At 71.2% G+C, this 16277-nt stretch carries 2 protein-coding genes; both read right to left on the bottom strand.

The features are described from left to right. Nucleotides 1-9614: SDR family NAD(P)-dependent oxidoreductase (locus tag ACIRYZ_RS45085; protein WP_402955104.1), on the bottom strand; the 9614-nt coding region annotated here is incomplete at its 3' end. Nucleotide 9615: 1 nt separating this feature from the next. Beyond that, a partial coding sequence (locus ACIRYZ_RS45080) for an SDR family NAD(P)-dependent oxidoreductase (RefSeq protein WP_402955101.1) occupies nt 9616-16277 on the bottom strand: 6662 nt, incomplete at its 5' end.

Genomic DNA, 16277 nt, shown 5'->3' with positions numbered 1-16277 from the left:
ACCAGCAGCAGAGAACCCGCCAGCCCCAGCGGCACACCGCCCAGTTGACCCTCCGCCAGCGCGAGCAACGAGACCACACCCCGCACCTCGCCACCGGCCGACCCGACCGCCTCACGCAACACCCCGGCAACGACACCTCGATCTGAGGCGCCGTCAACCATCACCCTCACAACCCGGGCCGCACCGTTTTCCTCCAGCGCAGCCTCGACGCCCTCAGCCAACTCACCCGCACCACACGACGGCAGCGCCAGCAACCACACACCCGACAGCCCCGCACCGGCCGACTCATCCAGCGGCCGCCACGAGACCTGGTAGCGCAGCGACTCCACCGCCTGCTGCTCCTGACGCGCCGTCAACCAACGGGACAGCGCCGGAACCACCTCACCGAGCACGCCATCGTCGACCTGAAGGCTCGCCGCCAGCGCAGCCACATCCCCGCGCTCAACCGCCTCCCAGAACACCGCATCCACCGCGGCACCCAGCCCATCAACCCCAATCGGGGCCGACTCCTCCAGCCAGTAACGCTCGTGCTGGAACGCGTAGGTCGGCAGGTCGATACGGCGGGCACCCTGGCCCGCGAAGAGCTGCTGCCAGTCGACGGTGACACCGTGGACGTGTGCCTCGGCCAGGCCCTGCATCAGTGCCAGCGGCTCCTCCCGGTCACGACGCTGCACCGCGACACAGGTCGCGTCCTCGCCGTCCAGGGTGTCCGCGGCCATCGCCGTCAGCACACCGTCCGGGCCGACCTCCAGGAACGCCCGCGCCCCCGCCGCGTGCAGAGCCCGCACACCATCGTGGAAACGCACGGCCTCGCGCACGTGCCGCACCCAGTACCCGGGCTCGCACAGCGCCTCACCGGCAAGCTCACCGGTCAGGTTCGAGACCACCGGAATCCGCGGCGACGCGAACTCCAGCCCCTCCACCACACGCTCGAACGCGTCCAGCATCGGATCCATCAACGGCGAGTGGAACGCGTGACTCACGTTCAACTCCCGCGTCTTACAACCCTCAGCCGCCAGGACCGCGGCAACCTCAGCAACCGCCTCGGCCTCACCCGAGACCACCACCGAGCGCGGACCATTCACCGCCGCGACCCCGACCCGGCCCTCGAACCCGACCAGCGCCTTCTCGACGTCGGCCAGCTCCGCACGCACCGACACCATCGCGCCACCAGCCGGCAGCGCCTGCATCAACCGGCCACGCGCCGCCACCAGCACACACGCATCCCCCAGCGAGAACACCCCCGCCACATGCGCGGCAGCGATCTCACCCACCGAATGCCCCGCCAGGAACGCCGGCGCCACACCCCAGCTCTCCAAGAGACGGAACAGCGCCACCTCCAGAGCGAACAGACCCGCCTGCGTGAACACCGTCCGATCCAACAGACCATCACCGGCGGTGAACATCACCTCACGCACACCCGCGACACCCACGGCAGCCAAGTCCTCGGCGAGCTGCGCATCCAGCCCAGCACACACCTCGTCCAGAGCCGCGGCGAACACCGGATAAGCCTCATACAGCTCCCGGCCCATCCCAGCACGCTGCGAGCCCTGACCCGAGAACAGCACAGCCAACCGGCCCGAGCCCGCAACGCCCTTGATGCCCGAACCCGACGCCAGCGCCGACAGCCCGGCCAGAGCCTCCGCACGGTCACGCGCAACCACCGCACCACGGTGCTCCAACACCGCACGCGACGACACCAGCGAGAACGCCACATCGACATCACGCAGACCAGCGCCAGAGCCCTCGACGAACGAAGCCAACCGCTCCGCCTGCGCCCGCAGCGCACCCGCCGACTTCCCCGACAGCACCCACGGCACCACCGGCAGAGACGGCTCGGCAACGACCGCCTCGACCGGCTCCTCGACCGGAGCCTGCTCCAGGATCGTGTGAGCGTTGGTACCGCTGATACCGAACGACGACACCGCCGCGCGACGCGGCTGCCCCGTCTCCGGCCAATCCCGCGCCTCGGTCAGCAGCTCGACCGCACCGGCCGCCCAGTCCACCTGCGGCGTCGGCTCGTCCACGTGCAGCGTCCGCGGCAGCACACCGTGCCGCATCGCCATCACCATCTTGATGATGCCCGCGGCACCCGCAGCAGCCTGCGTGTGACCGATGTTGGACTTCAGCGACCCCAGCCACAGCGGCCGACCGTCCGAACGCTCCTGCCCATACGTGGCCAGCAGCGCCTGCGCCTCGATCGGGTCACCGAGCTTCGTGCCCGTCCCGTGCGCCTCCACCGCGTCCACCTGAGCGGCCGTCAGACCAGCGCTGTCCAGCGCCTGCCGGATCACCCGCTGCTGCGACGGACCGTTCGGCGCCGTCAGACCGTTCGACGCACCGTCCTGGTTGACGGCGCTGCCCCGGACGATCGCCAACACCGCGTGACCGTTGCGCCGCGCGTCCGACAGCCGCTCCACGAGCAGCATGCCGACGCCCTCGCCCCAGCCGGTCCCATCAGCAGCAGCCGCGAAGGACTTGCAGCGGCCGTCCGCCGCCAGACCGCGCTGACGGCTGAACTCCACGAACAGCCCCGGCGTCGACATCACCGTGACACCGCCGGCCAGCGCCAGGTCGCACTCACCCTGCCGCAGCGCCTGCACCGCCAGGTGGAGGGCCACCAGCGACGACGAACACGCCGTGTCCACCGTCACCGCCGGCCCCTCCAGACCGAACGAGTACGAAATCCGGCCCGAGGCGACGCTGCCCGCGTTACCCGTCAGCAGGTGGCCCTCAAGGCCCTCCGGCACGTTCTGTCGACCGGTGCCGTAACCCGAGGAGGGGGCCCCGGCGAAGACACCGGTCCGGCTCCCGCGCAGCGAAGACGGGTCGATCCCGGCCCGCTCGAACGCCTCCCAGGACGCCTCCAGCAGCAGCCGCTGCTGCGGATCCATCGCCACGGCCTCACGCGGCGAGATTCCGAACAGCGCCGGGTCGAAGTCGGCCGCGTCGTAGAGGAATCCGCCCTCGCGCGCATAGGACTTGCCGACCGCCTCCGGGTCGGGGTCGTAGATGCCCTCGTCCCAGCTGCGGTCCAGCGGGAACGTGGAAACACTGTCCCGTCCCTCGGCCACAAGCCGCCACAGGTCGTCCGGCGAGCCCACGCCTCCGGGAAGTCGGCAGCTCATCCCGACGATCGCGATCGGGTCACCGACCGCCGCCACGGGCGCGGCCGAGCCGAGCCCGACGGCCATGGCTCGGGCCATCGAGCCCACCGTCTCCGCGCGCAGGAAGTCCGCCAGCGCCATGGGGGTGGGGTAGTCGAAGATCAGCGTCGCAGGCAGTCGCAGCCCGGTCGCGGCGTTGAGCCGGTTGCGCAGTTCGACCGCGGTCAGCGAGTCGAAGCCGAGGTCGTTGAACGCGCGGCCCCCCTCGATGTCCGCGGAGGAGGCGTGTCCGAGGACGGCCGCGACCTGGGTCTGCACCAGGTCCAGCAGCACGCCGACGCGCTCCGATTCCGGCATCGCCGCGAGCCGCCGTGCCAGCGCGGTCCCGGCGTCGGCACCGGCCGCGGCCGCCGCACGGACGGGCACGCGCACCAGGCCGCGCAGCAGCGCGGGCACGTTCGCCGCACCGGTCTGGGTACGCAGCCCGGCCAGGTCCAGCCGAGCCGGCAGCAGGACCGCCTCGCCCATCGTCTGGGCGGTGTCGAGGAGTTCGAGCGCCTCGACCGACGTCAGTCCTTCGACGCCGTTGCGGTTGATCCGCTGGAGGTTGCCGTCGCCGAGCGCGCCGGTCATGCCCGACTCCTCGGCCCACAGACCCCACGCAAGGGACACCGCGGGCAGGCCCTGGGCCTTGCGGTGCTGGGCCAGCGCGTCCAGGAAGGAGTTCGCCGTCGCGTAGTTGCCCTGGCCCGGCGCGCCAAAGGTGCCCGACACCGACGAGAACACCACGAACGTCGACAGGTCCAGATCGCGGGTCAGCTCGTGCAGGTGCCACGCCGCATCGACCTTCGGCCGCAGGACGGTGTCGAAGCGCTCAGGGGAGAGCGACTCGATCACACCGTCGTCCAGCACACCCGCCGTGTGGACCACCCCGGTGAGGGGCGCCTCGGCCGGGACCTGCGCCAGCATCTCCGCGAGAGCCGCGCGGTCGGCGACGTCGCAGGCCGCGACCGTGACCTTGGCCCCGGCCTCGGTCAGCTCCGCGACCAGCTCGGCCGCGCCCGGGGCAGCCTCGCCGCGACGGCTGGCCAGCAGCAGGTGGCGAACGCCGTGCCGGGCGACCAGGTGACGGGCGACCAGAGCACCCAGGGTGCCGGAGGCACCGGTCACCAGGACCGTGCCGTCCGGGTCGATGCCGCGCGGAACGGTCAGGACCACCTTGCCGATGTGACGGGCCTGGCTCACGTACCGGAACGCGTCCTGGATCCGGTGCACGTCCCACGTCCGCACCGGCAGCGGCCGCAGCACACCCTGCTCGAACAGCGCCAGCAGCTCGCCCAGCATCTCACCGATCCGGTCCGGACCGGCCTCGACCAGGTCGAACGCCCGATAGGCCACACCCGGGTGCGCGGCGGCCACCTCGGCCGCGTCGCGCACGTCCGTCTTGCCCATCTCCAGGAACCGGCCACCACGCGGCAGCAGGTCCAGCGAGGCGTCCACGAACTCGTGCGCCAGCGCGTTCAGGACCACGTCCACACCCCGGCCCCCGGTCAGCGCCGCGAAGCGCTCCCGGAACTCCAGCGTACGCGACGAGGCGATCTCGGCCTCGTCCAGGCCCAGTTCGCGCAGCACGTGCCACTTGCCCGCACTCGCCGTGCCCAGCACCCGCGCCCCCAGGTGGCGCGCCACCTGGACCGCGGCCATGCCCACACCACCGGCAGCAGCGTGCACCAGCACCGACTCACCGGACTGCACACCACCCAGGTCCACCAACGCGTAGTACGCCGTCAGGAAGACCAGCGGCACCGACGCCGCCTGCGTGAACGACCACCCCTCCGGAATCCGCGCCATCAGACGGTGGTCCGTCACCGCCACCGGCCCGAAACCGCCGGCCAGCAGGCCCATCACCCGGTCCCCCGGCACCAGGCCGGTCACCTCCGAGCCGACCTCCAGGACGACACCCGCCGCCTCGAAGCCGAGCAGGCCCGCGTTGCCCGGGTACATCCCCAGGGAGTTGAGCACGTCACGGAAGTTCACGCCCGCGGCCCGCACCGAGACCCGGATCTCGTTCGGCGCCAACGCCACCTCGGCCGCGTCGCACGGCTCCAGGGAGAGACCCTCCAGGGTCGCGTTCGCGCCCTTCTCCGCACGCCAGGCCACCCCGGCGGGCGACACCAGTCCCGCGCCCGGGCCGACCGCGCGGGCCAATCGCGGCACCCACACCGCGCCACCACGCACCGCCAACTGCGGCTCACCTGCGGCCAGCGCCCACGGCAGCACACCCGACAGCTCCTCGCCGTCCGCCTCGCCATCTGCACCGCTCGCGGCGTCGATGTCGAGCAGGACGAACCGCTCCGGGTGCTCCGCCTGCGCGGAGCGCACCAGACCCCACGCCGAGGCGGCGGCCAGATCCGTCAGCTCGGTGCCCGGCTCGGGCGCGACCGCACCCCTGGTCAGCAGGACCAGACGCGAAGCGGACCAGCGCTCATCGGCGATCCAGGCCTGGAGGGTCTCCAGCACCCGGACCGCGGTCTCACGGGCACCGGTGATCACGTCCTCGTCGGCAACCGCCAGCGGAAGGACGACCACGCTCGGAGCGTCGGCCCCACCGTCGACCGCCGTGCCCAGCGCCGCCAGGTCCGCGTACCGGTCACCGGCCACACTGCCCAGGCCCGCGGGCACCTCGCCCAGCCAGGCCCAGCGGTCCGCGGTCTGCTCGACTGCCGTTGCCGGAGCGGTGAGCGCGGTCCAGTCGAGACGGAACAGCGAGTCCCGGACGGCCATCTGCGCGGCACTGATCTGCTCCGCCGACACCGGGCGGAGGATCAGCGATTCCACCGTGGCGACCGGGGTGCCCGTGGTGTCGGCCACCTCCACCGAGACCGCGTCCGTGCCCGCCGGCGCCAGTCGCACGCGCAGTTCGGTGGCACCGACCGCGTGCAGGGACGCGCCCGACCATGAGAAGGGCAGCCGGCCCCGGTCGTCCTCGCCGAGGAAGTCGCCCAGCCCCACGCCGTGGAGGGCGGCGTCGAGCAGGGCGGGGTGCAGGCCGAAGCGGGCAGCCGCGGCGTGCTCATCGGCCGGCAGCGCGACCTCTGCGAACACCTCGTCCCCGCGACGCCACGCGGCCCGCAGGCCCTGGAACACCGGGCCGTAAGCGAAGCCCCGCCCGGTCAGACGGTCGTAGAGATCCGTGACATCGACGGCCTCGGCATCCCGAGGCGGCCAGATGGACCAGTCCGCGCCCGCGCTCGGGCTCGCCGGCTCCGTGCTGAGCGTGCCGGTGGCGTGGCGGACCCACTCTGCTTCCAGGTCCCCGTCGGTCTCCTCGTGGACCCGGGAGTGCAGGGTCAGGAAACGGCGACCGGACTCGTCCGGTGCGCCGACGGCGAGCTGGATCTGAACACCACCGCGCTCGGGCACCACCAACGGCGCCTCAAGGGTCAGCTCCTCCACGTGCTCACAGCCCGCACGCTCACCGGCGCGCAGCGCCAGCTCCAGCATCCCGGTGCCGGGCACCAGGACGGTGCCGGCCACGGCGTGATCAGCAAGCCACGGGTGCGTGCGCAGGGACAGACGGCCGGTGAAGAGCAGACCGTCACCACCGGCGAGGCCGACAGCGGCGCCCAGCAGCGGGTGGTCGGCCGAACCCAGGCCGGCGGAGACAACATCACCCACACCACCCGCCGATGCGTCCAGCCAGTAACGCTCGTGCTGGAAGGCATACGTCGGCAGGTCGATACGGCGGGCACCCTGGCCCGTAAACAGGCGCTGCCAGTCGACGGTGACGCCGTGGACGTGTGCCTCGGCCAGGCCCTGCATCAGGGCGAGCGGCTCCTCCCGGTCACGACGCTGCACCGCGACACAGGTCGCGTCCTCGCCGTCCAGGGTGTCCGCGGCCATCGCCGTCAGCACACCGTCCGGGCCGACCTCCAGGAACGCCCGCGCCCCCGCCGCGTGCAGAGCCCGCACACCGTCGTGGAAACGCACCGCCTCACGCACGTGCCGAATCCAGTACCCGGGCTCGCACAGCGCCTCACCGGCAAGCTCACCGGTCAGGTTCGAGACCACCGGAATCCGCGGCGACGCGAACTCCAGCCCCTCCACCACACGCTCGAACGCTTCCAGCATCGGATCCATCAACGGCGAGTGGAACGCGTGACTCACGTTCAACTCCCGCGTCTTACAACCGCTTTCGGCAAGGACGGTGGCGACCTCGGCCACCGCCTCGGCCTCACCCGAGACCACGACCGAGCGCGGGCCGTTCACGGCCGCGACCCCGACCCGGCCCTCGAACCCGACCAGCGCCTTCTCGACGTCGGCCAGCTCGGCGCGCACGGACACCATCGCGCCACCCGCCGGCAGCGCCTGCATCAACCGGCCACGCGCCGCCACCAGCACACACGCATCCCCCAGCGAGAACACCCCCGCCACATGCGCGGCAGCGATCTCACCCACCGAATGCCCCGCCAGGAACGCCGGCGCCACACCCCAGCTCTCCAGGAGACGGAACAGCGCCACCTCCAGAGCGAACAGACCCGCCTGCGTGAACACCGTCCGATCCAACAGACCAGACCCGTCACCAGCGGCGAACATCACCTCACGCACACCCGCGACACCCACGGCAGCCAAGTCCTCAGCGAGCTGCGCATCCAGCCCAGCACACACCTCGTCCAGAGCCGCGGCGAACACCGGATAGACGTCGTACAGCTCCCGGCCCATACCCGCACGCTGCGAGCCCTGACCCGAGAACAACACCGCCAGACGCCGCGAACCCGCAACACCCTTGATGCCCTCACCGGACGCCAGCGCCGACAGCCCAGCCAGAGCCTCCGCCCGGTCACGCGCAACCACCACACCACGGTGCTCCAACACCGCACGCGACGACACCAACGAGAACGCCACATCGACATCACGCAGACCAGCGTCCGAGCCCTCGACGAACGAAGCCAACCGCTCCGCCTGCGCCCGCAGCGCACCCGCCGACTTCCCCGACAGCGCCCACGGCACCACCGGCAGAGCAGCACCAGTAGCCGCGGCCTCAACCGGCTCTCCGTCCGGTTCACCAGCCGGTTCCTCGACCGGAGCCTGCTCCAGGATCGTGTGAGCGTTGGTCCCGCTGATGCCGAACGACGACACCGCCGCACGACGCGGCTGACCCGTCTCCGGCCACTCGCGCGCCTCGGTCAGCAGCTCGACCGCACCGGCCGCCCAGTCCACCTGCGGCGTCGGCTCATCCACATGCAGCGTCCGCGGCAGCACACCGTGCCGCATCGCCATCACCATCTTGATGATGCCGCCCACACCGGCGGCAGCCTGGGTGTGACCGATGTTCGACTTCAGCGAGCCGAGCCACAACGGCCGCTCTCCGTCACGGTCCTGCCCGTACGTGGCCAGGAGCGCCTGCGCCTCGATCGGGTCACCGAGCTTCGTGCCCGTCCCGTGCGCCTCCACTACATCGATCTGATCCGTCGTCAGACGGGCGTTGGCCAGCGCGGCTCGGATCACCCGCTGCTGCGACGGGCCGTTCGGCGCCGTCAGACCGCTACTCGCACCGTCCTGGTTCACCGCACTGCCGCGCACCACAGCGAGCACCGGGTGCCCGTTGCGCCGCGCGTCCGACAGCCGCTCGACCAACAGCATGCCCACGCCCTCGGACCACGTGGTGCCATCAGCAGCAGCCGCGAACGACTTGCAGCGACCGTCCGCCGCCAGCCCCCGCTGACGGCTGAACTCCACGTAGGCGCCCGGAGTGAACATCACCGCCACGCCACCCACCAGCGCAAGCGAGCACTCGTCCTGCCGCAGCGCCTGGACCGCCAGGTGCATGGCCACCAACGACGACGAACACGCCGTGTCCACCGTCACCGCCGGCCCCTCCAGGCCGAAGGTGTAGGAGATGCGGCCCGAGGCGACACTGCCCGAGCTGCCGGTACCCATGAAGCCTTCCAGGCCCTCCGGGATCGGATTCACGCGGGAACCGTAGTCGTGGTACATCACACCGGCGAAAACTCCGGTACGGCTGCCGCGAAGTGATGTCGCGTCAATTCCGGCCCGCTCGAACGCCTCCCACGACGTCTCCAGCAGCAGCCGCTGCTGCGGGTCCATGGCCAGCGCCTCACGCGGCGAGATGCCGAAGAGCCCCGCGTCGAACTCGGCGACGTCGTGGAGGAACCCGCCCTCGCGGCTGTAGGTCTTCCCCGCCCGCTCCGGGTCCGGGTCGTAGATGTCTTCGTCCCAGCCACGGTCCGTGGGGAACTCCGAGATTCCGTCGCGACCATCGGCGACCAACCGCCACAAGTCATCCGGAGAGTTCACATCTCCCGGATACCGGCAGCTCATCCCCACAATCGCAATCGGCTCGGCCTCTGCCGACTCAACCTCGTTCAGACGCTGACGAGTCTGATGCAGATCGGCCGTCACCCGTCGCAGGTACTCGACGAGCTTCTCTTCGTTCACCACTGACGTAGTCTCCTGGAGTCGTTGGGGTATTCCTGAAGCGTGAATTTCACGACTCGCCGAGTGCGTTGTCGATGAAGTCGAAAAGATCGTCAACCGTTGCCGAGCGAAGCTTGTCCGCAACGTCGTCGCTATCAGCGGCGTCCGACGAGTTTCCGTTCCACTGAGAAAGAATGTTCTTGAGTCGCGAGGCGACCAGGGCCTGGGTGGCGTCGTCAGGGGAAGCCCCCGACAGCAGCGCCTCCATCCGGTCGAGTTCCGCGACCAGTGCGGTTTCCCGCTGTGCAGAGCCGTCGTCCACGATCTCGGCCTGCAGATGCTGGGCGAGGACCGTGGGGGTGGGGTAGTCGAAGAGGAGCGTGGCCGGCAGTCGCAGGCCGGTCGCCCCGTTCAGCCGGTTGCGCAGCTCCACGGCGGTGAGGGAGTCGAACCCGGCATCCAGGAAGCCCAGTTCGGCACCGACCGCGTCCGCCGAGGCATGCCCCAGCACAGCAGCCGCCTCGCCGCAGACCAGATCCAGCAGCACGCGCTGCCGCTCGGCCTCCGAGAGCCCGGCCAACTTGCCCTTGAGCACCGCCACCGCGTCCGGACCCCCGGCCGCCGACGACGCCTTACGGGCGGGAGCCCGGACCAGACCCCTGAGCAGGGCAGCCACCTCACCGGAGGCCGCCGCCTGGGCCCGGAAGGCCGCCAGATCCAGCCGCGCCGGCACCAGCACCGCCTCGTCCGTCGCGCACGCGGCGTCGAACAGCTCAAGACCCTCACGCGAGGACAGACCGCGAAGTCCGCTGCGCGCCATCCGCTGCAGGTTGCCGTCGCCGAGCGCGCCGGTCATACCGGACGCCTCGGCCCACAGGCCCCAGGCGAGGGAGACCGCGGGCAGGCCCTGGGCCTTGCGGTGCTGGGCGAGCGCGTCCAGGAACGCGTTGGCCGTCGCGTAGTTGCCCTGACCCGGCCCGCCGAAGAGGGCCGCAACCGAGGAGAACAGCACGAAGGCGGACAGGTCCAGGTCCCGGGTCAGCTCGTGCAGGTGCCACGCGGCATCGACCTTCGGCCGCAGGACGGTGTCGAAGCGCTCAGGGGTGAGCGACTCGATCACGCCGTCGTCCAGCACGCCCGCCGTGTGCACCACCCCGGTGAGGGGGGCCTCGGCCGGGACCTGGGCCAGCATCTCAGCCAGAGCCGCACGGTCGGCGACGTCGCAGGCCGCCAGCGTGACCTTGGCCCCAGCCTCGGTCAGCTCCGCCACCAGCTCCGCCGCCCCCGGGGCAGCCTCGCCCCGACGGCTGGCCAGCAGCAGACGGCGAACGCCGTGCTGGGACACCAGGTGACGGGCCACCAGAGCACCGAGGGTGCCGGAGGCACCGGTCACCAGAACCGTCCCCTCAGGACCGAAGGCCACCTTCGCGTCCCCGGCGGCCACACCCGCAACGCGCACCAGACGCGGCACCCACACCGCACCGCCGCGCACCGCCAGCTGCGGCTCACCCGCGGCCGCCGCCCACTCCAGGACCTTGGACGCGTCCTCGCCGTCGACGTCCAGCAGGACGATCCGCCCCGGGTGCTCGGACTGCGCCGAACGCACCAGCCCCCACACCGACGCGGCAGCCAGATCGGCGACGTCCGCGCCGGGCTCCACCGCGACCGCGCCCTGGGTCACCAGCACCAGCCGGGAGTCAGCCCACCGCTCATCGGCAACCCACGCCTGCACCACCGCCAGCACCAGGGCAGCCGTCTCCCGAACAGCAGTGATCGGGCCTTCGAGAGAGGTCGGCACCGGCAACACCACGGTCTGCGGGACCCGGGCTCCGCCGTCGACGGCCGCAGTCAGCGCCGCCAGGTCAGCGTGCCGAGCGCCAGCCAGCCCGCTCAGGCCCGCGGGGACCTCGCCCAGCCAGGCCCAGCCGTCCCCGGCCGACTCAACTGCCGTTGTCGGGACGGCGAGCCCGGTCCAGTCGGTACGGAACAGCGAGTCCCGGCCAGCAGCGGCACCAGGCGCCGCCTGGATCTGAGCAGACGTCACCGGTCGGAGGACCAGCGACGCCACGGTCGCCACCGGGGCGCCGGTGGTGTCCGCAACGTCGACAGACATGGCATCAGTGCCTTGAGACGCAAGGCGCACACGCAATGCCGAGGCACCGACGGCGTGCAGGGAGACGCCCTGCCAAGAGAACGGCAGGCGACCACGCTCGTCGTTCCCGGTGAGGTCTCCGGCGCCCACGCCGTGGAGGGCGGCGTCGAGCAGGGCGGGGTGCAGACCGAAGCGGGCAGCCGCCGCGTGCTCGTCGGCCGGCAGCGCGACCTCGGCGAACACCTCGTCCCCGCGACGCCACGCGGCCCGCAGACCCTGGAACACCGGGCCGTAGGCGAAACCGCGCTCGGCGAAACGCTCATACATATCCGTCACGTCGACGGCCTCGGCGTCCTGCGGCGGCCACACGGACCAGTCGCTTGCCATGCCGGCGGTCGCTTCGACTGCCAGGGTGCCGGTGGCGTGGCGGACCCACTCGCCCTCCGCAGCCTCGTCGGCATCGCTCTGGATCCGCGAGTGCAGGGTCAGCGAACGGCGACCGGACTCGTCCAACTCGCCGACGGCAAGCTGGATCTGAACACCACCGCGCTCGGGCACCACCAACGGCGCCTCAAGGGTCAGCTCCTCCACGTGCTCACAACCCGCACGCTCACCGGCGCGCAGCGCCAGCTCCAGCATCCCGGTGCCGGGCACCAGGACGGTGCCGGCCACCGCGTGATCAGCAAGCCACGGGTGGGTACGCAGGGACAGACGGCCAGTGAAGAGCAGACCGTCACCACCCGCCAGCGCCACCGCCGCACCCAGCAGCGGGTGGTCCGCCGATCCGAGACCGGCGGAGACCACGTCCCCGACCGCGCCCACGGCCGCATCCAGCCAGTAACGCTCGTGCTGGAAGGCATACGTCGGCAGGTCGATACGGCGAGCGCCCTGGCCCGCGAAGAGCTGCTGCCAGTCGACGGTGACGCCGTGGACGTGTGCCTCGGCCAGGCCCTGGAGCAGGGCGAACGGCTCCTCCCGGTCACGACGCTGCACCGCGACACAGGTCGCGTCCTCGCCGTCCAGGGTGTCCGCGGCCATCGCCGTCAGCACACCGTCCGGGCCGACCTCCAGGAACGCCCGCGCCCCCGCCGCGTGCAGAGCCCGCACACCATCGTGGAAGCGCACGGCCTCGCGCACGTGCCGCACCCAGTACCCGGGCTCGCACAGCGCCTCACCGGCAAGCTCACCGGTCAGGTTCGAGACCACCGGAATCCGCGGCGACGCGAACTCCAGCCCCTCCACAACGGCCGCGAACGCGTCCAGCATCGGATCCATCAACGGCGAGTGGAACGCATGACTCACGTTCAACTCCCGCGTCTTACAACCCTCAGCCGCCAGGGCTGCGGCGACCTCAGAAACCGCCTCGGCCTCACCCGAGACCACGACCGAGCGCGGGCCGTTCACGGCCGCGACCCCGACCCGGCCCTCGAACCCGACCAACGCCTTCTCGACCGCATCGAGTTCAGCGCGCACGGACACCATCGCGCCACTGGCCGGCAGCGCCTGCATCAGCCGGCCACGCGCCGCCACCAGCACACACGCATCCCGCAGCGAGAACACGCCCGCCGCATGCGCGGCAGCGATCTCACCCACCGAATGCCCGGCCAGGAACGCCGGCGCCACACCCCAGCTCTCCAAGAGCCGGAACAGCGCCACCTCCAGAGCGAACAGACCCGCCTGCGTGAACACCGTCCGATCCAACAGACCAGACCCGTCACCAGCGGCGAACATCACCTCACGCACACCCGCGACACCCACGGCAGCCAAGTCCTCGGCGAGCTGCGCATCCAGCTCCGCGCACACCTCGTCCAGAGCCGCGGCGAACACCGGGTAGGCGTCGTAGAGCTCCCGGCCCATCCCGGCCCGCTGCGATCCCTGACCCGAGAACAGCACAGCCAACCGGCCTGAGCCCGCAACACCCTTGATGCCCTCACCGGACGCCAGCGCCGACAGCCCGGCCAGCGCCTCCGCCCGGTCACGCGCAACCACCACACCACGGTGCTCCAACACCGCACGCGACGACACCAACGAGAATCCAGCGTCCGTCAAGGACAGTTCGGCATGCTCATCCACGAACGCCAGCAGGCGCTCCGCCTGCGCCCGCAGAGCGGACTCAGACCGACCCGAGACCACCCACGACACCACCGGCAGCGAAGACTCGACAACGACCGCCTCGACCGACTCCTCGACCGGAGCCTGCTCCAGGATCGTGTGAGCGTTGGTCCCGCTGATGCCGAACGACGACACCGCCGCACGACGCGGCTGCCCCGTCTCCGGCCACGCCACCGACTCCGTCAGCAGCTCCACCGCACCCGCCGACCAGTCCACCTGCGGCGTCGGCTCATCCACATGCAGCGTCCGCGGCAGCACACCGTGCCGCATCGCCATCACCATCTTGATCACACCGGCGACACCCGCAGCAGCCTGCGTGTGACCGATGTTCGACTTGACCGAGCCGAGCCACAACGGCCGCTCCGCATCACGGTCCTGACCGTAGGTGGCCAGCAGCGCCTGCGCCTCGATCGGGTCACCCAACTTCGTGCCCGTCCCGTGCGCCTCCACCACGTCCACCTGGGCAGCCGTCAGACCAGCACTCTCCAGCGCCTGCCGGATCACCCGCTGCTGCGACGGACCGTTCGGCGCCGTCAGACCATTCGACGCACCATCCTGGTTCACCGCACTACCGCGCACCACAGCCAGCACCCGGTGCCCGTTGCGCCGCGCATCCGACAGCCGCTCGACCAGCAGCATGCCGACACCCTCACCCCACGCGGTGCCGTCCGCACCCGCCGCGAAGGCCTTCACCCGGCCGTCCGCCGCCAGCCCTCGCTGACGGCTGAACTCCACGAACCCGATCGGCGTCGACATCACCGTCACACCACCGGCCAGCGCCAGATCACACTCACCCTGACGCAACGCCTGAGCCGCCAAGTGCAGGGCCACCAGCGACGACGAACACGCCGTGTCCACCGTCACCGCCGGCCCCTCCAGACCGAACGAGTACGAGATCCGACCGGAGAAGATGCTCGCCGCGTTCCCCGTCCCGAGGTAGCCCTCGACGCTCTCGCCACCGTCGGGTGCGCTCATCAGCAGCGTCGCGTAGTCCTGGCCATTGGTACCGGCGAAGACACCGGTCCGGCTGCCCCGCAGCGAAGTCGGGTCGATCCCCGCCGCCTCGAAGGCCTCCCACGACGTCTCCAGCAGCAGTCGCTGCTGCGGATCCATCGCCAGCGCCTCACGCGGCGAAATACCGAAGAAACCCGCGTCGAACCCGGCCATGTCCGCAAGGAACGCACCCTGTGCGACATACGACTTGCCCGTACGGTCCGGATCCGGATCGTAGAGCCCGTCGACGTCCCAACCACGGTCCGCCGGCCACGCCGAGACCGCGTCCTGGCCCTCGGCCAGCAGCTTCCACAGGTCCTCCGGGGAGCTCACACCCCCCGGGAACCGACAGCCCATGCCAACAATAACGATCGGCTCATCGCCGACCGCCACCCCCGTAGCAGTCAAACCCCGTTCCCCCGCAGCAGTCGAAACCGCAACCGGCGACTGGCCAAGCAGCTCCGACAGCAGGTGATCGGCCAAGATCGCCGGGCTAACGTAATCGAAGATCAGCGTCGCGGGCAACCGCAAACCGGACACCGCGTTCAGACGATTCCGCAGCTCAACAGCCGTCAGGGAATCGAAACCCAACTCCTTGAACGCCCTGACCCCGTCAACCGCATCACCCGAACGGTGGCCCAGCACCGCAGCCACCTCCGACCGCACCACGTCCAGCAGCACGGTGCGGCGCTCCGCCTCGGACAGCGCACCCAGCCGCTGCACGAGCGACGGGGCCCCGGTCACGGCGACCGGATCCTCAGCCGCGGTCGCGGACCACTCGCGGACCTCGGGCAGCTCGCTGATCAGTGCCGTGGGCGTCTCGCCGGTGCTCAGTGCGCGCCGCCAGTCGACGTCGGCGACCACCAGGAAGGTCTCGTCGGCGTCGAGCACCTGCTGCAGCGCGAGGACGGCGAGGTTCGGGTCCATCGCCGGCACGCCGCGGTGGTGCAGGCGTCGTTCGATCTCTCCCTCGGCCAGGCCGCCGCCGGCCCAGTGGCCCCAGGCCACCGAGGTGGCGGGCAGGCCCGCAGCCCGGCGGTGGTGAGCCAGCGCGTCCAGGAAGGCGTTTCCGGGCGCGTAGTTGCCCTGACCGGCGCCGCTGAAGGTGCCCGCGAAGGAGGAGAACAGCACAAACGCCGACAGGTCCAGGTCCTGGGTCAGCTCGTGCAGGTTCAGTGCGGCGGTCATCTTCACCCGCAGCGCCCGGTCGACCTGCTGCAGCGTCAGATCGTCGAGCAGCGCGTCATCGAGCTGTGCCGCGGTGTGGATGACGGCGGTGAGGGGGTACTCCGCCGGGATCGCGGCCAACACCCCCGCCAGCGCCTCACGATCGGCCACGTCGCACGCAGCCACCGTCACCCGCGCACCGGCCTCAGCCAGCTCAGCCACCAACTCCGCCACACCCGGCGCGGCCTCACCCCGACGGCTCGTCAGCACCACGTGCTCAGCCCCGGACCGCGCCAGCCAACGCGCCACATGCGAACCCAGCGCACCCGTACCACCGGTCACCAGCACCGAACCCGAAGGACGCCACG

It is taken from the genome of Kitasatospora sp. NPDC101155 (assembly GCF_044768305.1).
In the GTDB taxonomy this organism is placed as follows: Bacteria; Actinomycetota; Actinomycetes; order Streptomycetales; family Streptomycetaceae; genus Kitasatospora.
This window is presented reverse-complemented; position numbering and strand designations above follow the sequence as displayed.